This is a genomic window from Marinomonas sp. S3726 (genome assembly GCF_000967665.1).
Lineage (GTDB): Bacteria > Pseudomonadota > Gammaproteobacteria > Pseudomonadales > Marinomonadaceae > Marinomonas.
On record NZ_JXYC01000039.1, the window covers coordinates 76,342 to 98,524 of the forward strand.

The following is a 22,183-nucleotide window of genomic DNA, read 5'->3' on the forward strand; positions in this document are numbered from 1 at the left end:
TTAACTTACCTTTAGTTTCCCTTGGCGCAAAGCTTCATGTACTTGAGCCTTAGGCCCATCTGCAATCATTCGTCCGTTATCCATAACAATCAACCTATCCACCATATCTAACATGGATGACTTATGGGTAATCAGGATCAAGGTTTTGTCTTTAATACCAGCTTGTAACCTACGCTTCATACGTGTTTCTGTAGTGTTATCCATTGAGGCAGTTGGTTCATCTAGAATAAGAATTGATGGGTCGAATAACAACGCTCTGGCAATCGCAATACTTTGCCTTTGTCCACCAGATAAAAGCATACCGCGTTCACCAACCATACTGTCTAACCCACTTGGTTTACGGTTAGCAAACTCAGACACACCTGAAAGGTTTGCAGCGCGAATAACGGCCTCATCTTCAACATAAGGCACACCTAAAACAATGTTGTCCTTGATAGAACCATAAAAAAGGCTGACATCTTGAGACACTGAACCAATGTTACGACGTAAATCCGTTGGGTTTACCTGCCTAACGTCAACGCCATCGACACGAACCGCACCATCCATCGGCTCATACAAGCCTGTCATGATTTTACCCACGGTAGACTTACCTGAACCAATACGGCCAATAATGCCCACTTTTTCACCTTTTTTAATGGTGAAACTCACATTACTTATCGCCGCTTGCTCTTGCTCTGGGTAAGCAAAGGTCACAGTATCAAACTGGAATTCACCTTCAAATCTTGGTCTATGGACATATTTCACATCATCTGAGTGTTCGACAGGTGAACTCATAATTTCATTAATAGAGGTGAAAGCTGATTTTGCCTGATTATAACGAGTCGCCAAGGCCGCTATTTGTGCCATAGGGCCAAGAGCACGACCTGTCAGCATCACGGTTGCAATTAAGGCCCCCATACTCATCTCGCCTGCTGAGATCTGATAAACCCCAATAATCACCATAACAACAGTGGTCATTTGTTGAGTCACCATGGCAAAGTTAGAACAAGATTGCGCTAGCTGTCGCGTCTTCACACCCCAGTTAGCTATATTAGCCACTGATTCTTCCCACTGACGCTGCATCACACCTTCAGCGTTATTAAGCTTCACTGACTCAGCGTTAGAGAGATTTTCAATTAATAAAGCATTCTTTTGAGACGCTGTTTTCTGCCCTTCTTCAATAGAACGGCGCAGAGGCACTTGAATCATCAGGCTATAAGCAATAATCAAGAAAATAGTAATCATAGGGATATAAGCGACAGGGCCGCCTATCAACCAAATGATACCTATAATCAGGAACATAAAGGGCACATCTACCAAGGTGGTAATACTGGCCGAAGTGATAAAGTCTCGAATACTTTCAAAGTCTTGCAGGTTTTTCGCAAACGCCCCCACAGAACGCGGCCTAGCGGCCATTTTAATGCCGTTAACCCTAGCAAAAATATTGGCAGAGATAAGGATATCTGATTTCTTACCCGCCAGATCGATAAAGTAACTTCGTAAAGAACGCAGTAAAAAATCGAATAAATAAACGCCCGCCGCACCAGCAGCCAACACCCAGAGGGTATCAAAAGCATTATTTGGCACGACCCTGTCGTATACGTTCATGACAAATAATGGGCTTGCCACTGCAAATAAGTTAATTAATAAAGAGGCAACAAAAACATCACGATAAATACGCCAAGAACGAGTTACCGTCCCCCAAAACCAATGTTTATGGTTCTTAGAGTATTGGTTTTCTTGCGCCCTATCATCAAAACGAAACTTAGGTTTTACAAAAAAGCAGTAGCCCGTATAGCTTTCTTCTAATTCAGCAAGGCTAACAAAAACTTCACCTTCGCCGGATTCAGGACGAAAGAGCTTAGCAACTTGCTCTTTCTCATTTATTTCCAATAAAACACAAGCATCCTGATCTTTCAGTAACAGAACGACAGGCAAGACCATATGGGAAATTTTAGAAATTTTACGTTTAATAAAGCGTGAAGAAATACCGATGCGATTGGCCGCCCTGGCAAACAAGTCAGGCGTCATCAAATCATCGGTGATAGGGAGCCCTGCTCGTACAGCATCAGGTGTATAAGGGTTATTGAAAAACTTACTCAATAAAACCAAGCAATCCAACAGTGGGTTAGGATAGTCGACGCCTTGCCCAGTTAGATCCCATTGTGCTTTTTCTTCTGCTGTAGTCTTTTCATCTGCCGTCATACTCGTTTCTACCGGTTCGGCTGAATTTGAAGCGAGCTGCTTTAAACCTGCTTCCTGTTTCTTTCTATCATAGGTTGCTGCAATTGAATCGTCTAAACTGCTGGCTTTCTCAGAGGCTGGATTTATATCTTGAGTGTGGTGTGGTGAAGAGTCGGAATCTGACGTACGCTTCGAATCTGACATCCAATACCTCTTAATTTAAAGTTCTAAACTACTTTTGATTATGCTATTACTCTAGAATAGAGTTTAAGTGTCGTAAATAATAGACTTTATACAATTGTTTACCTTTCAGTTCAGTTAAATTTTTCTATAAATCAAGGAATTAGTCATGTTGTATGCCAAACTAGATGAAAACAATAATATTTTAGATGTGGCAACAGAACCTTCTGATGAATACAAAACGTTGGTTTCTCCACATGATGAAAACGTGATTGAGATACTCGAGAAAAAAATCCAAACTCACGATACTCAAAGTATGCTAGAAACCTCTGACTCAGAGATGATGCGGGTACTCGAAGATTTGGTGAACCTACTTACCGAAAAAAGAATTATTCAGTTCACCGAATTACCTATGGCAGCACAGAAGAAACTACTGAGTCGTAAATGGGTTCGTGGCATACACACAGGTAATGAAGACAGTCTAATTGGCGAGTCGGACTTACCTGATAATAACGATTCTTTGATCTAATTAACCAAACCCAGACAGTGAACGGAGTTACATTTTTTTACACCGCCCTGTCTGGTTTTTAATCAGTCCATATCCACCGCACTTCCAAGCACATAACCTTGAGCAGCATAGATATCAAAGCGTTGAAGGATTTCCCACTGCTCCTCACTTTCCACCCCAGTTGCAACCACTTGGATATGTAACGAATTAAACATTTTACACAGAGTATGCATAAAGAAGGATTCAGATTTATTGCCTACCGCCATACGAGTATATGACGCATCCACTTTGACATAATCTGGCATTAAATTTTGCAGATACTGGAATGCTGAAAACTGCTTACCCACATTATCTATACCAAACTTAACTTTATGTTTTTTGAAGGTTTTCGACAAAATAATGGCATGGTCTTCTGTGTTCAATACACTCTGTTCTGAAATTTCAAAACACAGGTGCTCTTTCACTTGATCTGATAAGGTATCTAACTTTTTATCTAACCAATTAATAAAACTAGGCTTAACATATGCCGATGCTGATAAGTTAATCGTAAGTGAGTTTTTCTCTTGTGCTTGTTCAATATAGTCGATAACTTTTTCAATAATGACTTGGTCGACCTGCTCACCTAAATCAAACTGTTCTGCCAAGCTGATAAAGTAACCCGCATGATATTGCTTGCCCTCATATTCTAAACTTGCAAATACTTCTTCATGAAGAAGTGCCTGTTGATTTTCGAGTTGCGCCACTTTCTGCTTACGCAAACGAAAGGCTTTATTCTCGATACCAAACTCAAGCATTTCTTTCCAAGCAAGTCGGCCTATCGCCACTTGCTTATCATCATCTAAGCCAAATACTTTGACTTGGTTAATACCCATACTTCTAGCAGAACGTAAAGCACTATCCACCTGCGCCATGGCTTTGGACTTCTCAACAGAGTCATCGAGAATGACAGCCCCTATATTTGCCACACCTTCTGAATAGGTTGTTTGAGTCGCCACAAGCTTATATAGCGAAGCCATGATGTTATCCACCAGCTTAACGAGAGAGTCATGATCAATATGATGCACTAGAGCAATAAAGTCAGCCCCAGATAAACGAGCTACCGTACTGCTACTGGCACACTCGCTTAGTTTATAAGAGACAAGATCAGCCGAGGCACGAATAAAGGCATCAGCCGCTTCAAAGCCTCTCTCATTATTCAGTTTAGCTAGATCAATTAAGCTGATTAAAATTAGACCATCAGTCGCCCTATCCGTTTCTGCAAAATGTGCCGATGCTTGGCTATCAAAAAAGTGTCGATTACCTAAGCCACTTACCGGGTCTTTAAAAGCTTTTGCCTGTAACCATTGGGCTGTTTCGGCTTCTGATTCAAATTCTTTTTCTAACTTTTCTGCCATTCTATTCATGGCTTCTACTACACGCTTTAACTCACGTGTTTTTGGTAGTTCTTGCATCTTAACAAAACGTCTTTGCTGAATATCTTCAGCTTGCTTTTCAACCGCCACCAAAGGTTTAAAGATCCATTTAAGGGTACCAGCCCCCACAGCAAGGGTTAGAAAGCCAATCAAGCCAAACCAAAAAAGCAGCTCGCCACTGGCCAGCCACAACTGATAATAACCGTAACCAGCATTACCTGTGATATAGACTTGGCCTAGCTCATTCCAACCATTAGAAATGATGGCATTAGCCGTTGGCACATCAAAATCTATGGCGTTAATAAACCAATCAGGCACACCTTGAATTTGAGTTGGCTCAGCTCTCACAATATGCTCATCATTGGCATAAACATGAATCTTAACCTCAGCCACATAACCACTATCAAAGACTGCCAGAATACTAGACTCAACGGCGGTGTAATCTTCCATACTCATAAAATCAGAGACAGACATAGAAAGTGAGTTCGCAGAGTCTTGAGTAGTCGATGCCAGTTGATTAACCAAATACTCTTTAGTGGTATTAAAGTTAATCGCCATTACCACAACTAACATCAGGGTAAATATCACGACTATGGTGAACATTAACTGCCTAAATAACGTCATTTTGCTGCTCCATGGTCTAATTTAGCGGCATTGAAAAACATAAACACCAATACCCATTCTTTTATCGTTGTTTGTTTCAATTGAAGTCCTCCAACCGATTATTCAAATCTGTCCATAAACTTAATCGAGAGGAACCACCAACCAATTCACCGCGCCCTTTAGCTTTCGATAACCAAAGGTTTTTAGCGTTGAATGAATAGATAGGTAAAAGGTCTCTACGCTTTGATGCAGGTTTTAATTGCTTGTCTAGATTATCAAGCAAGACAGGGACTGAGGTGGGCTTGTTGTAGAAAGCCAACACCATATGGTGTTGATTAAGGCTTAAAGATTTAACATAGACTAAACGCAGTTTGTCATCACTGATGCCAAGCTCCCTTAGGGTAAAGTACTTAGCTATCGTGAAATCTTCACAATCTCCCGCCATGGTTCCAAGAAATTCAACTGGGGTGGCCCAATAGTCTTCTTGCCCCCAATGAATAATGTCATCGACAAAATCCATCTGATTAAAAAAATCATTAACACGAGTGAGCTTTTGCAGTTCACTCGCATCTTGATTCTCGGCGACTAAATCTCGCCAAGTTCTAACACGCTTCACCGCTCTTTCGCCATATTTCACCTCAACCGAGGCGAACAAGGCTTGATATTTTTCTGGCGCAGCAATAATTACTAGGCTGAGCGCCCCAATTATCACTGGCAGAAAATAGCGTTTAAGTGAAGCTAGAGTCATAAAAGGCTCTAATCCTATGTGTCATTTAAAAAGCATTGAGGTAATTTTAGTCTATTAAGACATTACTTCTTTGTGACTTGATCAAATTTTGCTAATTGCTCTTTGCTAGCGCTTACTTGATGCTTTTGTTTCCAATCTTCATAAGGTTCACCGTAAACATACTCACGGGCTTTGTCATAATCCATTTCTAGATCACGCGCTTCATGTTCAGCCAAATACCACTTACTCAAACAGTTACGGCAAAAGCCAGCAAGGTTCATTAGGTCAATATTTTGGGCATCTTTACGCTCATCTAAGTGAGCCAATAAACGTCTTAATACAGCGGCTTCTATTTCTGTTTGTTGCTTATCAGTTGACATATTCGTTTCCATCTAAAGGGATTAGTTATTCATGTGTTGGCCTTTGCTGCCATAAACGTGCTTGGGCTTTGACCATAAAATCCACTAAGGGTTTCGTCTCTTTACCCGTTATTAATTGGCTGGCATGAGCCAAAGCCTCCAAACTAGACAAAGCATCTAAACTAGGTGCTTTTCTAATTTCATAAACACTTTGAGGGCTAGTAGCAAAACTTACTTTAGGTAGCGCCTGTAACTCAGGATAAAGTTGAAGCAATTTATAAGCTTTACGCCAAGTTGCATCAATGAGGACAATACCTTCTATTCGCTTTTTATCCTGCTCAGGAAAATACTCTAATGCTTGGCTAGTTTCACCTGGATACAACAAGTACCAGTTATGATTAATTGCCTCAAAATAGTCCGTATTTTCAACATCATTTTCGGGCAAGATAATACACTGCACATCAGGCCAAACTTGCGCTACCAGCTTAATCGTATTTTTGGCATGCTTGGCTTCTTTAGGATGCTGTAATATCACTATCTTCAAGGGCTGTACCAGATTTGGAATCAAATCACAGATACATTGCTTGACTAAATAGTGACATTTTTCACAATAGTTTCGTGCCATATACTTAATGTGTTCGTCTAACCCTAGGATAGTCGATCAAGATAAGCCTGCACCACATTGTTCCAACCCATATCCAAGGATTCAACAGTAAGCGCATGGCCAATAGACACTTCAGTGATTAAGCCTGAATCACACAATGCTTTTACATTTTCTAAATCAAGATCATGTCCTGCATTTACCGCAAGGCCTGCATCAACGGCAGCTTGTGCCGCTTCATTATATTTAGCTAATACCTTTTCTTGGTCGTCGCTTGCATAAGCGTTCGCATACGCTTCTGTGTATAGCTCGACACGGTCTGCACCGGTATCTTTTGCCATTTTCATTGCATCTGCTTCTGGATCCATAAAGAGACACACACGAATTCCAGCAGCTTGAAGCTTATTGATAATAGGAACAAGGGTTTCAGAATCACGACCTAAGTTCCAACCATGATCTGAGGTAAGCTGGTTCGGATCATCAGGCACTAGCGTGCACTGCTCTGGGACAACTTCAAGCACCACATCCAAGAAAGCCTGGTCAGGGAAACCTTCAATATTAAGCTCTTTGCCCGGGTATTGGGCCAATAGGGCTTTTAGGTCTCTTGCATCTTGATAAGTCGCATGACGTTGATCAGGACGAGGATGAATCGTAATACCAAATGCCCCTAAATCCAGCGTCTTTTTAGCGACTTGAACCATATTAGGGTAATCACGACCACGAGAGTTTCTTAATAGGCCGATTTTATTTAAATTTACACTTAAATGAGTCATGTTATTTCTATCTACTGAGACTGAGTTGATCTCATTATATGACAATGTATACCCTGACTTTCAATCAATTGTTTTATAATCTGGTTTATTTATAGGTTTTTGTTTAAAAAAGGAATTTTTAACACCTACTGAAACTGATAATGGTTCAATATTTTTCCAACCCTCATCCATACATGCTGAATTAAGCAAATATTTAGTAAGATCACACAGAAGTGAACTTTCTTCGCCTTTTTTATGTCACAGTCTAATCAAAACTTAGGGTAGGAAATAAATCTTAATGCGCTCACTTAAAAAACTCTCATCCTTCATTAAGCTGTCTTTAACCAGCCTTATTGCGTTTGTCTTAGCGGCTTGCTCTGGTACTGACCAGCTTGATCAAATCAGCAAGAACGAGTTAATCACAGAAAGAGTGAGTCAAACCCAGATAAATCAGAGAACGTTGAAGCTACCCGGTTATCAATTACATTATGTCTCTAATACTTCTGCAGTTGCTCATACTGAAGCAAAAGACAGCCTTGTATTTGTCCACGGGACACCAGGTGGCTGGGGTACTTTCTCTCGTTATTTTGAAGATGAAACCCTACTTAGCGCCTTCACTATTAATTCGATCGACCGCCCGGGCTGGGGTGAATCTAGCTACCCAGGCAAACGTTTCCCAACCAGTTTAAGTAGCCAATCAGCCCTTTTAGGCCCTTTGTTAGAAGAGATATGGCGTGATAACAATCAAGAGAAGCTTATTCTTGTCGGCCACTCTTTAGGTGGCTCTCTTGTTCCAAAACTTGCTGCTGATTACCCACATTTTGTAAAAGCGATTGTCGTCCTAGCTGGAGATTTAGACCCAGTAATGGCAGAAGCAAGATGGTTTAATAACCTGCTTTCTTTTATTCCCAACTTTTTGATTCCTGACACCTGGTATAACTCCAATGAAGAAGTCCTAGACATCGCACCTAGTTTGGCTAACTTGCAATCTCAATTCGCAAAAATTACCATGCCCATCACCATAGTACAGGGTACGGAAGACGGTTTAGTACGTCCTGGCAGTGCTGCCATGGCAGACAAAATATTCCCTAAAGCCAAGCTAAATACTGTTTGGCTTGAAGGAGCTGGACATATTATTAACATGACTCATCAAGAAGATGTTAATGCCGCCATTTTTAGCATTGCCGGTAAACCAATGCCAACTTCCTTGCTTTAACCTAAGTTTTAAAAGGATTAGAAATGAGTCAAGCTTACGAAGCATTTGACAGTATTTATCAAAGAGCTGCCCAACGTCATCAGGGTGAAGCCGCACTGGAAACCTTATTAGATAAACCTTTAAGCCAAGAAGCGCTTGCTGCAATTGGCGATGATCGCTGGTTAGCCGCCATGACGCAGAAAATCTTTCAGTCAGGTATTAGTTGGCAAGTCGTACGTAATAAATGGCCAAACTTTGAAGCGGCTTTTTTTGGTTTTGATATTGAAAAAATGCTGCTAATCAGTGACGAAATGTGGGAAGAAAAAGCCAGAGACGCTAGCATCATACGTAATTTCACCAAGGTTATGACCATCAGAGAAAATGCGTTGATGATGTACGAAGCTAGTCTTAAACATGGCAGTTTTGCCAATATGGTTGCTAACTGGCCAAGTTCAGACATTATTGGACTTTGGGCATACCTTAAAAAAGAAGGTAAACGTCTAGGTGGTAACACAGGCCCTTACTCATTACGTATTATGGGTAAAGATACCTTTATTCTAAGCCGTGATGTGGAAGGCTATCTTAGAAATAGAGAGATTATTACCACTGGTCGTGACACCCAAGCCGCTTGGCGTGCAGCTCAAAATGCCTTCAACCATTGGCAGCAAGAGAGTCAGCGTCCAATGACTCAAATCAGCCAGATTATTGCCTACAGTGTTAATCACTAAAACCAATAACTTTAAAAAAGAGCATGTTCAATTTAATCATGCTCTTATACTGCTTAAGATAAATAAATTATCAACGCCCTATTCTGGGTTTATACAATAAAGCAGATAACGTTTTTTAGACTCCCCTCTCACCTCACAGCCAAATCGCTTAATCTTAGTTGCCATAGACTTTTTTGCTAAAACTATAAAACTAGGACGTTTAAGTTTAGAACGGTACGAAGTAAAGCTCTCTACTTGACTCACGGCTTTCCCATTCGAATAAAATTGGGCCGAAAATGGACGTTTCCCTAAATAAACAAGATCACTTTTATTTGCTTCTTGCTGTTTACTCCAAACTTGCATCAAACTTTTTTCTGATTGCTTTGATGTCCAGCCATTGCTTATCGCAAAAATTAATACAGATAATAGAATGGGTGTAAACAACGCCAGTTTAAACACACGCTCTGAGAGATTTTGTCTTTCATGATAAGCCATAATTAATAAGGCAATTGCCGGTAATATTGGCATCAAATAGCTATGTAAAATATTGCCAGCAAAACTAAATAAGATAAGTGGCGCTAACACCCAGCACCATAAGAAACTGATGTAGCCGCTATTGGAGGATTGAGTCTCTTTGCCCTGCTTAAATAAACGTATAACCTGATAGGCTAATATTGGTGTCCAAGGCAACATTACCACCAGCCAATACAACCAAATAGTGCCACGAGTTTGCTTATGCGCTGTTCCATAAAGATCACCACTCCAGCCACTCACCACATAGCGTTTAAAGTGCTCTCCAACAATAAAGTAATTTAAAAAGCCTGGGCTCTCATATTCAGCAATAATGTACCAAGGCAAGCTGATCACAAGCATGAGTATACTGCCTGAAAACCAAGGTAAAGCTTGGTATAGCCTGCGCCAATGATTGCCAAATAATACCCACAAGAAGACACTCATCCCTACAAGAACAAGTGCTAAAGGCCCTTTAGATAATAAACCGATAGCTAGACCAACAAAAAATACATAACCCCACAAGCGCGACTTTAATTGCCAAGCTTGCCAAAAGCTCACCATACTCAAAGTAATCGCAAAGGTTAAAGCTGTGTCTGTCATCACAGCACCAGAATACAAACTAAAAGCCGAAGTAGAGGCAAGAACCAATATCGCAAGATAAGCCGTTTCAGTTTTTTGATGAGCACTTTTCGCTAATTTAAAAACCAATATCATAACCAGCAAAGAGACCAGAAAGTGTGGCACACGGGCAGCAAACTCAGTCACACCCAAGGCGGAAAAGCCCAGCGCACTAAGCCAACTAAACAAAGGAGGCTTACCCCAAAATGGAATATCATAATCAAACATAGGGGTGATCCAGTTCCCCGTTTCAAACATGATACGTGCCATTTCTCCATACCTAGCTTCAGTTGTATCCATCAAAGGGTACAAACCAAGGCTAAAAAACCTGACTAATAAGCACAAGAGCAAGAGTGCAACGACTTTTTGTTGCAAACTAAAACGACTTGTCTGTTTTATAGAAGGTGATCCAGATTCCATTACTGACATGAAAGCTCACCCTCAACTTGCTTGGTTTTTTGCTGCTTATTATGCTCCATCAACAGGTACACAGGTCTTTGCTTGGCTTCGATAAAGAGCCGGCCTATGTACTCACCTAATAACCCAATGGATAAAAGTTGTACGCTACCCAAGAAGAGGATAACGGTAATTAGTGAAGGATAGCCTGCCACCGCCTCTCCAAACATGAGGGTTTTCACCAAGATAACGATCAGCATGGCCAAAGCACACAAAGAGGTCATCACACCTGCAACCGTGGCAATTCTTAAGGGCTTAATACTGAAAGAAGACACCCCTTCAAAAGCAAGATCCAATAACTTTAAGAAATTCCATTTTGTCTCTCCCGCAAGTCTTGGGTCACGATCGAACTGTAAGCAAGTCCGTTTAAAACCAGGCCAAGCAAACAAGCCCTTCATAAAGCGTGTTTTTTCAGGCAAAGCATTAATTTCATCAACGACTCTGCGATCTAGTAAACGAAAATCCCCTACATTTTCAGGAATGGGAATGTCACTTAAATAGCTCATCAGTTTATAAAATAAAGCCGCACTTTTACGCTTAAACCAACCTTCACCGTGACGTACGCGTCGTTGCATATCGACCACATCAAAGCCTTGTTTCCAGCTTTCTAACATTTGTAATATCAACTCTGGCGGGTCTTGTAAGTCAGCATCAATTAAAACAACTGCTCGGCCTTGGCTCGCCTTAAGCCCAGCTGTCATCGCCGCTTCTTTACCAAAATTACGGCTCAAACTTAGGGTTTGAATTTGATGATGCTGGCTCTTAAGTTGGCTCACTAACGGCCAGCTAGCATCATTGCTGCCATCGTCCACATAAACAATTTCACATTGCTGGCCTATTTCATCCAAGACCTTAATCAATCTTTGATGACACTGAAGTAGAACCGCTTCCTCATTATAAAAAGGCACAATGACTGACAACAAAATATTGGGCTCTTGGTAGTGACGGCCTAACTGAGGGAGCTTGTTTGATAACGCAATGATAGACATAACTGACGCCTTAACTTGATAGAAGCATCAGAATAAAGAGACAGATGTCAGCAAAAGGTCAGCGACATTTTTTTGACAAGCTTAAGGTTACCTTAAGGTTCAATCATTAACCTTCGCACAATCCCCTTAATTTATCGTCAAAGAGTAACCCAAATTGAACCTATTATTGATTGAAGATCACAAAGACATTGCGGCTGTTATTTTTGAATATTTTGAAATTAAGGGGTACGAACTAGATTACGCCAATAACGGTGTACAAGGTTATGATCTAGCCTGCCAAAATCATTATGACCTGATTATCTTAGATATTATGTTACCGCGAATGAATGGGCTTAGTGTGTGCCAGAAGCTGAGAGAGCAAGGCATTACAACGCCTATTATCATGCTCACCGCACGAGACACACGAGAAGATATGCTCGTTGGTTTTGATCAAGGTGCAGATGACTATCTTGTTAAACCCTTTGATTTGGAAATTCTAGAAGCCCGAATTACAGCCCTATGTCGTCGTCAGAAAGGCATGATAGCCACTAAAAAATTAGAATTTGAAGAGCTAACGCTGCATATAAATAACCATACTGTAGAAAGAAATGGCTGCCGTTTTCCTCTCAACCCGACTTTATTTAACCTGCTTAAAATACTCATGTTAAGAGCACCTGAAGTTGTCAGTAAAGATGAGATTTCTGCCCTCATTTGGCAAGAAAATGAGCCTGAAAAAGACATACTACGAAGCCATGTGTATCAGCTTAGAAGCTTGATAGATAAGCCTTTTAATCACGCTTATATCAAAACTGTACCAAAACTTGGCTATCAACTTATCTCCAGTGCTAACTAGGTAATTTTATTTTGAATTTTAATAACATACGCTCAGCTAAACAGCTTACCTTTGTTTATTTTGCTGGGCTGGCGTTTGCTATCATAGTATTTCACTTCTCACTGTTTAACTCGACCTTGGAAGACTTAGAAGTTCTCAATGCTAAAAATCGCTTAAACAAAGATTTACAGCTAGCTCTACCAGCGCTACACCTAGGAACAAAAAGCTTAACCGTTTCGCCTTACAGCTCAGTGTTTGTTGGCATTGATTCGCTACCTGAAAATGTGAGATTACCTGATTCACTTGAATTTGAAACTCTGCATGAAATTGATGACTACAGCTCTCAGTATTACGACTTTTTTATTATGAAAACAAAACGTCAAATAATGGGCGTAATGCAAGATATTTACCTTCTCCATTACGACGATGTCTATGAGTTAAGCGAAGAACAGATGTTTCAAACTCAGTATAAGCAGATGCTATTTTCGCTTATTCTCTTAGGCATTAGTTTGTTTATTATTTTGAAGGTGTCTGATCGACTTACGTCCCCCCTATCTAAGCTTTCAAAAGAATTAAAACAGCGTTCGGTTAACCATTTTGAGCCCTTAAGTTTACCTGACGGCGGTGCCACTAAAGAGATATGGCAATTAACTAGCCGAATCAATGAATACCAAGAAAAGATCAAATTATTAGTGGAAAGAGAAAGAGCATTCACCCGTTATGCAAGCCATGAATTACGCAGCCCGCTAATGGTAATGAAAGGTGCTATTTCTTTATTAGGGCATTCTAGCGAGCCTGATTTTGTTGAGCGCCAAAGATTAAGATTAGATACTTCGACTCAAGAAATGGACATCTTCGTCACCACCTTACTTTCGCTTACACGGGAAGAAAAAATCGAAGCACCAAAAGCTTACGAACTCAGCAAGAGGTGTATCGAATCCATAATCAAGACCCATCAGCATTTACTAGAAGATAAGTTAGTAAATTATCAGGTTCAGAGCCAATCCCCCTGTATGATCAAGGTGCCAGAAAGTATTATTAAAATCCTTGTAGGCAATATGATTAAAAATGCCTTCTCTTGCACTTTTGAGGGCAGTATCACCATAATATTGGATAAAAATGGCATCAAGGTAATAGATACAGGCATAGGGCTCAAAGATAAACCAGAGCAGGCCGATGGCTTTGGGCTAGGCTTGTTAATCGTTAAAGATATTTGCCAGAAATACGATTGGCACTTTAGCTTGATAGACAATTCAGATAAAGGCTGTACCGCCAGCATAGATTTTGTATAAAAAGATGCCGCGCTGTTAAGTCATATGGCCAGCGCTAATACTAAAAACCTTTTAGAGCGGCTTCGCGAGAATTTTTACGTGAAAGAGACTGGGCAAGAATTGCCCGTTTCTGAATCTGTGTTGCTCTATTCCATAGCAGTATTTCGGTAAGAGATCGAAAGCAGCCTAAACAAATTTCGGCGTTATCTAAGCAACAATTACGCACACAAGGCGAAGGGATATCATCAACTAAATCACCCTCTTTCTTTACGTCTAAATGGTCAGACATAAACACCTCTCTTACATTTTTACATCTATACCTTAAGTCTAGGCCGATTTAATAAAAGCGTTAACCAAACTTACTTTATAGAATTATAGAGCGTCACTTGAAAGAACGTCATTTAAAAACCTCATCACTTCTTTTATCCGTGCGACTTTTCGTAAATCTGGATGCGTTAATACCCATAGCTGATTCTCGTTACCTTGTTCATAAGTAAAGAGTCTCACTAATCCTGGTTTCGCAAGGTCATCTGGTAATATAGCAATGCCTAATCCACTGCTTGCCATCGATGACATAGCAATCAGATCATCCGTTCTTTGCTGGATAGCCAATGAATGAGATTTATCCAATTCTAGAAATATTTTATGACTTCTTAATGAGCCAGCAGCCCCAATGAGACTATGTTGCTCTAAGTCCTCAATTTGCTTTGGTTGGCCAAATTTATCTAGGTAGTTTAGACTCGCATATAGTCCCCATTTAATACGCCGCACTTCCCGCCCCACAAGATGTTCAGGCGGTTTTGATGTCACTCGAATAGCAATATCTGCATGACGATTAGTCATATTTAGCTCTAAGTTTGTGACTAATAACTCAATATGAATATCAGGGTATTTTTCATTAAATTGAGCAATATGGTTGGGTAAAATATGATATGAAAAACTGCTTGGCGCAGTGATTCTCACAACCCCTTTTAACTGAGTATCCATGCCAACAATATCACGCTCAATATCTTCAAATGAATGGGTAATATGTTGTGCCCGAATCAGCATATTTTCACCGAGCTCTGTCAGCTCATAATTGCCATTTAAACGTTCAAATAAACGGCCAACCTCATCTTCAAAATCATTCAAACGCCGATAGATAGTCGAGTGACTCATACCCAGAGATGCGGCTGCTGCCACTAAATTTCTACTGTGAGCCACAGCCGTAAAAATTTTTATGGCATTCCAATCCATAAAACACCTTTGTCAAAAATGAAAAAATGCTTGTCATATTTACAAATTGTTTTCATTTTTGCAAACCCCTATGATTTTAATTCTTGATTACGAAGCAGCCAAAAAACATCTTTTTGGTAAAAATTAAAAGAAAGAGGAACTAGATTCATGATTGCTTATACAACCGTTGGAACAAATGATTTACCCCGTTCGGCATCATTTTATGATGTGCTATTTGAATTACTTGGCGCGACAAGGGCAATGCAAGAAAGCGACTTTATTGCTTGGGCAGCAGCACCTAACACTCCCATGTTTTCGATTCATACGCCTGCTGATTTAAAAGAAGTAAGTGTGGGTAATGGCGTCATGATAGCACTTGCAGCAAAAGACAAAACGCAGGTCATCGCCATACATAAGCAAGCATTAAAACTAGGCGCTAAAAACGAAGGAGATCCAGGGTTTCGTGGTGATACAGGTTTTTATGCCGCTTATTTTCGTGATTTAGATGGCAATAAATTAAATATCCATTGCATGACTTAAGACTATCCCGTTCTGCTTAGAAAAAGTAAGCAGAGCGGCTTTTTAAAAAAGTTAAAGGCACTAAATTATGACTCAACAAAATTTTCATCTCATCGGCCATCAAATTTGCCCTTATGTACAAAGGGTTATTATTCTCATGATAGAAAAACAAATCCCCTATATAAGAACCAATATTGATTTAGACAATAAACCAGACTGGCTTTCTAAACTTTCTCCGATCAAAAAAGTACCCATTTTAGTCATAAATGAGAAACAGATACTCTTTGAATCAGATGTTATTTGCCAATACCTTGATACCGTGTCACCCAATTCACTCTATCCAAAAAATACATTTTTAAAAGCTAGCCATTGTGCTTGGATCGCATTCGCGACTGATATTTTAAACCTAGTTGCAAAACTGATTTACCAAGATAAAAGCCTCAACGAGGTAAATAAAACCTTAGCAAGTATTGAGAACAAATTAACAATCATAGAATCAAGGCTTTCAGATGAAGGCGGTTTTTTTGAAGATAGTTTTTATATGGTAGACGCTGTTTTCGCCACCATTTTCCGATACTTCCATGTGCTTGGTTCACTCACAAACTCAAACTTATTTTACGGTCTTCCAAGAATACTAAAATGGCACAACACTCTTGCTAAACGTCAATCCATCCAAAATGCTGTACCCATAAATTACAACGAGTTATTGCTAACTTTTATCAAAGAGAATGGGGCTTATATTTCAAAAAATATCAAGAAAAATTCTGCTTAATACTTTCACTTAAAAAATAAAACCTAGTTAAAAACCAGCCACTCTAAATATTATCTTTAACATAAAGGTAGAAATATAACGTAATTAAATAATATATATTTTCAAACATTACCATCACATATTTCATAAATCATTAATATAAAGCCTAATTATGGATAAAAATCCACACTTAATCGCTAAAGGTCACTTGAAAAAATTAAAATCTAAAAAACAAACACTTTGACATAAATAATAAGCATTGATATTTATTTTATAAATTGAATTTAATACTTATAAAATTAGTTTAATTTACTTTTCACTAAATTAGTTATATTCGAATTTTTTTATATTTTATTTGAAAACAATATTGGTTATTTAATTTAAGTCTATATTTAATCATCAAAATAATTCTAAAAGGTTTTATTATGTTAAAAATGTTCGCTAACTTAGGTATCTCTCTTTCATGTCTTGCTGCTTCTGGACTTACTCAGGCTGATTGGCAGTTAGAAAATGACAAAAGCCAACTTAGCTTTGTTTCCATTAAAAAAGGCAGTGTTGCAGAAGCACACCACTTTAAAACATTATCAGGAAAGGTTTCTGATCAAGGAGCTTTAAGAATTGATATCGACCTAGCCTCAGCTGAGACTATGATACCTATTCGTAACGAGCGACTGACTAAATTTGTATTTGAAACACTAAACTACCCTAGCGCGGTTCTGACAGCAGACTTAAGTAATCAGCTTTCGAATATAGGTGAAGAAGGGATACATATCATAAAAGGGATTGAGGCTGAGCTAGATTTCCATGGCCAAAAGAAAGCATTAAAAATTGATGTCCTAGTAACCAGTTTAGAAAATGGTGATTTAACCGTTTCCTCATTACAGCCTGTTATCATTAATAGTAAAGATTTTAAAGTCACCAAAGGCATCAAAAAACTACAAGAGCTTGCTAAGCTACCTTCTATCGCTACAGCGGTGCCTGTTAGCTTTACACTTACCTTTTCCGAAGATTAAATTAGCTGAAAAGACAGGATTAAACTCATAGACAATAGGCGGCTCTCATTTTAGAGACTGCCTTTTTTATGTCTTTAGCCATAAATTGAGTCATAAAACCTTCTCATAACACTGCTCTAGCTGTATTTTCCCCCAGAGTTTATGCTCAATCTCCTGGGTGATGTTAAAGCCATACTTTAAGTAAATAGCAGTAGACACCTCTAGACCTTTTACTGTCCAGAGCACCACCTTTTGATATTCTTGCTCTACACAAAAAGATAAGGCTTTATCCATCAATTGCTTACCAAGCCCTTTTCCTCGTGCTTCAGGCTTTATCGAGAACCAACGTAGTTGTGCTTGAGAGTTAGATAACTCACAAATACAAATAAAGCCCAACAACCTACCATCTAGTTTCGCTAACCAAATACGCTCTCTAGGGCTTTTACGCTTCACAAATTGCGCAAGAGGCTCGGCGACATAAGCTTCAAATGAAGCATCATAGCCATACTCTTTGCTATATAAAATACCGTGCTGTTTTACTATTTCGCCTAAATCACCAACCTCTAAGGTATTACTAATCTGCATTCCCTACTCCTTGAACTGCATAGGAAGTTATGAACAAGAATATAAATTTTCGTAAAGTGATGTCTATAAACAATACTGTAAAAATGAAAGTATTTTGAAGAGTAATTTCACTCCTCAGTATAAAGTTTAAACAGCCTTTAAAATATTAATCTAAACACTAAAGGGAAAGCTTTTGCACTAGTTGCAAATACTGTATCGTCAAGCAAATTCAAACCGACAAAGGATTAGTCATCAAAATGAAAAAAACATGTATTGTTACGGGCGGAAGTTCAGGTATTGGCTTAAGTGTCGTTAAACTTTTTTTAGCCAACAACTATCGAGTATTCAACCTTGATATGCAACCGAGTAAATTTGGACAATTCTGTTCATGTGACATAACCAATCTAGAGCAAGTCAATAAAATTATTGATGGCATCACTCAACGCCATAATGTTGATACATTAGTGTCGAATGCTGGCATACATTTCTCAGCAACAATAGAAGATACCAGCGAAGAAGAGCTCGATAAGATTTTTAGCATCAATGTAAAAGGTGCTTATGCAGCTATGAAAGCTGTCATACCTAATATGAAACATAATCAGAGTGGTTCTATTATTTTAATCTCTTCTGAACAAGCGTTAGTGGGTAAACCTAATTCTTTTGCTTACAGTTTAACTAAAACAGCGCTCGCTTCGATGGCTAAAACAACGGCTCTTGATTATGCCGCGTTTAACATTCGGGCCAATGCAGTTTGTCCAGGCACAATCGAAACACCGCTTTATCACAAAGCAATCGGTAACTACTGCGAGAAGTCTGGGGCAGATAAAGAAGAAGTACACCAAGAAGAGGCTAAGCTGCAGCCTCTAGGGCGTTTAGGACAGCCGGAGGAAGTTGCAGAGCTTGTCTTATTCTTAGCCTCTGATAAAGCAACATTTATTACAGGCAGCCTACAAGTAATCGATGGCGGGTATACTACTCAATAACACTATATTAACCTGATTAAATTCAACTGATTGAGTGAATTAAATGAAGCAAATTATTGACCCTCATTTACATTTTTTTGAACTGACCCAAGGCCATTATCAATGGTTAAAGGAAGAGGAAGCGCCCTTTTGGTCAGATAAAGCCAAACTGCGTCACAACTTTCACGAGAAGTCTCTCTTGCTCGATCAATATGTTGAGTTAACAGGTTTTGTTCATATCGAAGCTGGCTTTGATAATGCAAAGCCTTGGCGAGAAATCGAGTGGTTAGAATCTAGTTGCTCTCTGCCCTTTAGGACGGTTGCTGGCATTGATTTAACCCTTAAAAAAGATGCCTTTATTGCACAAGTTCAACAACTTAAAAGTTATCAATCAGTAGTGGGTTGTAGGCATATATTAGATGATGAAGCCTTTGAACTGCTTTCTCAAAAAAGTGTGCAAGACAACCTAGCCTACCTTGCTGAGAGCCAATTAAGTTTTGACCTACAAATGTCACTTAGTGATAAAGTCGCTGTTAGCTTATTACTAGAGATACTTGCGAACTTGCCCACACTCAGATTGATTATTAATCACGCGGGTTGGCCGCCCTTCTCTTCAGATGCATCATTTGATACGGAAGATGTGTTATTTAAGAAAAAGTGGCAAGAATGGCAAACAGGCCTCATTGCTTTTAGTAAGTTAGAACAGTGCGCCATTAAATGTTCAGGCTGGGAAATGGCAGCAAGGGACTATCAAGAATCTTGGCAATTTTGGGTCATCGCTGATTGCATAAAAGCATTTGGAGATAAACGGGTGATGCTGGCCAGTAACTTTCCTCTAGTGCTCTTTTCTAAAGAATACAGCGAACTATGGCAAAGCTACTTAAACATTGGCTTAAAGGTCGAATCAACTCCAACTGGGGAACAAGCCTTAACACTGAACGAAGAACAAGTCACAGCATTAACCTGCGCTAATGCCGCTTACTGGTACAAACTCAAGGTTAAACCTATTTAAGTCTAACCTTGAGTATTTACAGCATAATGTATAGCTTATTTAACCGTTACATTTGGCGAGCGTTTAACCACTTCATCGTTTAACTCAATACCAATACCAGGTACTTCAGTCACTTTGAAGATACCGTTTGTAGGCTGAGGGTCTTGAATACACAGTTCACGGTTCCAGTCTTTAGTCGCATAAGTATGGTGCTCATGGATTAAGAAATTAGGAATCGCGGTTTCTAAATGCAATGATGCCGCTGTTGCAACAGGTCCACCGCAAACATGCGCTTGAACACGAATATCGTATACATCCGCATAGTCACACACTTTCTTCGCTTCCGTGAAGCCACCACATAGACCAACATCAGGTTGCAGAACATCAATGCTTTGATCTTCAAAGTAAGGGCGTACATCCCATCTGTGGTACAAGCGTTCACCACCCGCAATAGGCACATTGACATTATCAGCGACTTTTTTATGTACCGCTGGATTCAAATAGTTTACAGGCTCTTCATACATCATGCAGCCAACTTCTTCGATCACACTGCCCATTTGAATCGCAGACGCTGCTCCCATTAATGAGTGAGATTCGAAAATGATATCAACATCTTCACCCACCGCATCACGAATGGCTCTTAAACGATTACCAAATAAACGCATTTGTGGCTTAGTGAAAAGCTTAGTACGGTCAAATGAAGAGCTGCCATCATGGTTATAAACAATTGGGTCAACTTTCACAGCATCATAACCTTCAGCAACCGCTTTAAGCGCCGCTTGAGCGTACTCTTCTGGCTCGATTAACTTATTAATTGTGGTATCCCAATCAAATTGTAATTGGCTGGCATAGGTACGAAGTTCATCGTTTACCTTACCGCCTAATAATTGATAAACCGGAACACCTAATGCTTTACCTTTAATATCCCAAAGTGCGGTATCGATCGCACTCATAGCAGAATAAATTACAGGTCCGCCACCTAATCCCCAAAAACTTTCACGCAGCATTTTTGACCATAAAAGCTCGGTATTAAATGGGTTAAAACCGATCAATACGGCTTCTGCAATTTCCTTAATCATTGCGGCAGCTGCACTGTGTCCCCAATCATAAGCAAGGCCAGCTTCACCAACACCACTAATGCCTTCATCCGTATGAATACGGACAAAAACAGGGTTCCAAGCAGGTCGCTTAGGACATTCAATATCAAAAATTTCTACATGAGTGATTTTCATAACTTTCTCTCAACCATTATCTAAAAAAGCTCTAAAAAGTGCCCTCAACAGACACTTAGATGGATAGTATTAATTTATATTTCAAAAAAGCAATTAAACTGATATTCGCATCAGCTTAATCGGCAAAATCTGGATATTGACGAGATACTCTTCGCATCATCGCTGGCCAAGCTTTTTGTCCGCCTGTTAACCCTGAGTGAACAATATTTGCTTGTGCTTTAATGCCATCTACAATGCTTTGATCCACAAAAATAGGCGCCATGCCAGTAGACATTACTTGTAACTGTACTTGGCATGCTCGCACTAAATCATACATATGCATAAAGGCATCTCCTATGGTTTTACCCATAGTAAGCGCCCCATGGTTTCGTAATAACATGAAGTTAGCCGTACCTAGGTCTTCTTGTAATCTAAGTTTCTCTTCATGATTAACAGCAAGACCTTCATAGTCGTGATAACTCATGGATGCTAAAGCGAACATTGAATATTGGCTTAGAGGCAAAAGGCCTTTTTCTAAGCTGGCAATCGCAATCGTCTCATTAGTATGGACATGTAAGGCACATTGGTCTTCATGACGAGCCTCATGAACGGCACTGTGAATCGTAAACCCAGCAGGATTTATCTCAAACGGACAATTTGGATCAATAACATTGCCATTTATATCAATCTTAACTAAATTCGATGCTGTAACCTCATCAAAACTCAAACCAAAGGCATTAATCAATAAATGATCAGAGTCAGGAATGCGCGCTGAAATATGAGTATGAATAAGGTCATCCCAACCATGCATCACAAACAAACGATAACACGCAGCTAATTCAACTCGTGTCTGCCACTCTTGGGCTGATACCTTGCCTTTAAGATTTATTTTAGGTAGTTCAAACATGAATAAGCCTCTGTAATAAACATATAGAAATAGAGGTAAACCTAGACCTTGTTCACCATCTCTTTAACTATCCAAATAGTAACATGAGCATCCAATTCATTGTTTTAAAATTACTAATAAAATGATCAGGTACCTAAAGGTCAACATCAAAACTTTGCTCGGAGCCTTAAATTTAGTATTTCATACTCTTCTAGATAGACATCATC

At 39.5% G+C, this 22,183-nt stretch carries 23 protein-coding genes; 10 read left to right on the forward strand and 13 right to left on the reverse strand.

Annotated features, from left to right (window positions below; all coding sequences use genetic code 11):
• Positions 1 to 2,367, reverse strand: coding sequence for a type I secretion system permease/ATPase (locus TW85_RS22830; protein WP_046019461.1), 2,367 nt, complete (start codon positions 2,365 to 2,367; stop codon positions 1 to 3).
• Between the two features lie 145 nt (positions 2,368 to 2,512).
• On the opposite strand from TW85_RS22830, the gene TW85_RS22835 reads away from it, so the two are divergent.
• On the forward strand, positions 2,513 to 2,872 hold the full coding sequence (locus TW85_RS22835; RefSeq protein WP_052702381.1) for a hypothetical protein: 360 nt from the start codon (positions 2,513 to 2,515) through the stop codon (positions 2,870 to 2,872).
• 62 nt (positions 2,873 to 2,934) lie between these two features.
• Here the strand turns inward: TW85_RS22835 and TW85_RS22840 are convergent, their stop codons facing one another.
• From TW85_RS22840 to TW85_RS22860, 5 genes are all read right to left on the reverse strand, one after another.
• Positions 2,935 to 4,887 carry an EAL domain-containing protein gene (locus tag TW85_RS22840; protein WP_046019462.1) on the reverse strand — a complete coding sequence of 651 codons (1,953 nt, stop codon included), beginning with the start codon at positions 4,885 to 4,887 and terminating at the stop codon, positions 2,935 to 2,937.
• 76 nt (positions 4,888 to 4,963) lie between these two features.
• Complete coding sequence (locus TW85_RS22845) at positions 4,964 to 5,614, reverse strand: transglutaminase-like cysteine peptidase (RefSeq protein WP_052702382.1); 651 nt, start codon at positions 5,612 to 5,614, stop codon at positions 4,964 to 4,966.
• Positions 5,615 to 5,676: 62 nt separating this feature from the next.
• Positions 5,677 to 5,973, reverse strand: a complete 297-nt coding sequence (locus TW85_RS22850) for a DUF1244 domain-containing protein (RefSeq protein ID WP_046019463.1) — start codon at positions 5,971 to 5,973, stop codon at positions 5,677 to 5,679.
• A gap of 25 nt (positions 5,974 to 5,998) precedes the next feature.
• Positions 5,999 to 6,577 carry a tRNA-uridine aminocarboxypropyltransferase gene (locus tag TW85_RS22855; RefSeq protein WP_046019464.1) on the reverse strand — a complete coding sequence of 193 codons (579 nt, stop codon included), beginning with the start codon at positions 6,575 to 6,577 and terminating at the stop codon, positions 5,999 to 6,001.
• A gap of 23 nt (positions 6,578 to 6,600) precedes the next feature.
• Positions 6,601 to 7,326, reverse strand: coding sequence for a pyridoxine 5'-phosphate synthase (locus TW85_RS22860; RefSeq protein ID WP_046019465.1), 726 nt, complete (start codon positions 7,324 to 7,326; stop codon positions 6,601 to 6,603).
• Between the two features lie 277 nt (positions 7,327 to 7,603).
• Here TW85_RS22860 and TW85_RS22865 point away from each other — a divergent pair, with 277 nt between their 5' ends.
• A complete protein-coding gene (locus TW85_RS22865; RefSeq protein ID WP_046019466.1) occupies positions 7,604 to 8,521 on the forward strand; it encodes an alpha/beta hydrolase in 918 nt (305 codons plus the stop codon).
• Positions 8,522 to 8,544: 23 nt separating this feature from the next.
• Positions 8,545 to 9,228: a DNA-3-methyladenine glycosylase I gene (locus TW85_RS22870; protein WP_046019467.1), complete on the forward strand. Its 684-nt coding sequence runs from the start codon at positions 8,545 to 8,547 to the stop codon at positions 9,226 to 9,228.
• Positions 9,229 to 9,306: 78 nt separating this feature from the next.
• Here the strand turns inward: TW85_RS22870 and TW85_RS22875 are convergent, their stop codons facing one another.
• Together TW85_RS22875 and TW85_RS22880 are read right to left on the reverse strand one after the other, a co-directional pair.
• On the reverse strand, positions 9,307 to 10,767 hold the full coding sequence (locus TW85_RS22875) for a glycosyltransferase family 39 protein (RefSeq protein ID WP_238326282.1): 1,461 nt from the start codon (positions 10,765 to 10,767) through the stop codon (positions 9,307 to 9,309).
• Positions 10,758 to 11,783, reverse strand: coding sequence for a glycosyltransferase family 2 protein (locus TW85_RS22880; protein ID WP_046019468.1), 1,026 nt, complete (start codon positions 11,781 to 11,783; stop codon positions 10,758 to 10,760). Before TW85_RS22880 ends, TW85_RS22875 begins: the two co-directional genes overlap by 10 nt.
• A gap of 154 nt (positions 11,784 to 11,937) precedes the next feature.
• Between TW85_RS22880 and TW85_RS22885 the strand changes: the two genes are divergently transcribed.
• Both TW85_RS22885 and TW85_RS22890 read left to right on the forward strand, forming a co-directional pair.
• Complete coding sequence (locus TW85_RS22885; RefSeq protein ID WP_046019469.1) at positions 11,938 to 12,615, forward strand: response regulator transcription factor; 678 nt, start codon at positions 11,938 to 11,940, stop codon at positions 12,613 to 12,615.
• 11 nt (positions 12,616 to 12,626) lie between these two features.
• Complete coding sequence (locus TW85_RS22890) at positions 12,627 to 13,886, forward strand: HAMP domain-containing sensor histidine kinase (protein ID WP_046019470.1); 1,260 nt, start codon at positions 12,627 to 12,629, stop codon at positions 13,884 to 13,886.
• A 40-nt stretch (positions 13,887 to 13,926) separates the two neighbouring features.
• Here the strand turns inward: TW85_RS22890 and TW85_RS22895 are convergent, their stop codons facing one another.
• Positions 13,927 to 14,154 carry a DUF1289 domain-containing protein gene (locus TW85_RS22895; RefSeq protein ID WP_046019471.1) on the reverse strand — a complete coding sequence of 76 codons (228 nt, stop codon included), beginning with the start codon at positions 14,152 to 14,154 and terminating at the stop codon, positions 13,927 to 13,929.
• 83 nt (positions 14,155 to 14,237) lie between these two features.
• Positions 14,238 to 15,101, reverse strand: a complete 864-nt coding sequence (locus tag TW85_RS22900; RefSeq protein ID WP_046019472.1) for a LysR family transcriptional regulator — start codon at positions 15,099 to 15,101, stop codon at positions 14,238 to 14,240.
• A gap of 147 nt (positions 15,102 to 15,248) precedes the next feature.
• Between TW85_RS22900 and TW85_RS22905 the strand changes: the two genes are divergently transcribed.
• The 3 genes from TW85_RS22905 to TW85_RS22915 all read left to right on the forward strand — a co-directional run bounded on the left by TW85_RS22905 (position 15,249) and on the right by TW85_RS22915 (position 17,363).
• Positions 15,249 to 15,620, forward strand: a complete 372-nt coding sequence (locus TW85_RS22905) for a VOC family protein (RefSeq protein WP_046019473.1) — start codon at positions 15,249 to 15,251, stop codon at positions 15,618 to 15,620.
• A 67-nt stretch (positions 15,621 to 15,687) separates the two neighbouring features.
• Complete coding sequence (locus TW85_RS22910) at positions 15,688 to 16,371, forward strand: glutathione S-transferase family protein (RefSeq protein WP_046019474.1); 684 nt, start codon at positions 15,688 to 15,690, stop codon at positions 16,369 to 16,371.
• A 404-nt stretch (positions 16,372 to 16,775) separates the two neighbouring features.
• On the forward strand, positions 16,776 to 17,363 hold the full coding sequence (locus TW85_RS22915) for a YceI family protein (RefSeq protein ID WP_046019475.1): 588 nt from the start codon (positions 16,776 to 16,778) through the stop codon (positions 17,361 to 17,363).
• A gap of 90 nt (positions 17,364 to 17,453) precedes the next feature.
• Here the strand turns inward: TW85_RS22915 and TW85_RS22920 are convergent, their stop codons facing one another.
• Complete coding sequence (locus tag TW85_RS22920) at positions 17,454 to 17,927, reverse strand: GNAT family N-acetyltransferase (protein ID WP_046019476.1); 474 nt, start codon at positions 17,925 to 17,927, stop codon at positions 17,454 to 17,456.
• 236 nt (positions 17,928 to 18,163) lie between these two features.
• Here TW85_RS22920 and TW85_RS22925 point away from each other — a divergent pair, with 236 nt between their 5' ends.
• Both TW85_RS22925 and TW85_RS22930 read left to right on the forward strand, forming a co-directional pair.
• Complete coding sequence (locus TW85_RS22925; protein WP_046019477.1) at positions 18,164 to 18,889, forward strand: SDR family oxidoreductase; 726 nt, start codon at positions 18,164 to 18,166, stop codon at positions 18,887 to 18,889.
• 43 nt (positions 18,890 to 18,932) lie between these two features.
• Positions 18,933 to 19,880: an amidohydrolase family protein gene (locus tag TW85_RS22930; RefSeq protein WP_046019478.1), complete on the forward strand. Its 948-nt coding sequence runs from the start codon at positions 18,933 to 18,935 to the stop codon at positions 19,878 to 19,880.
• Positions 19,881 to 19,915: 35 nt separating this feature from the next.
• Here the strand turns inward: TW85_RS22930 and TW85_RS22935 are convergent, their stop codons facing one another.
• Entirely contained in the window at positions 19,916 to 21,091 is a 1,176-nt protein-coding gene (locus tag TW85_RS22935) for a mandelate racemase/muconate lactonizing enzyme family protein (protein ID WP_046019479.1), read from the reverse strand.
• Positions 21,092 to 21,206: 115 nt separating this feature from the next.
• Entirely contained in the window at positions 21,207 to 21,977 is a 771-nt protein-coding gene (locus tag TW85_RS22940; RefSeq protein WP_046019480.1) for a class II aldolase/adducin family protein, read from the reverse strand.
• Positions 21,978 to 22,183 lie beyond the last annotated feature (206 nt).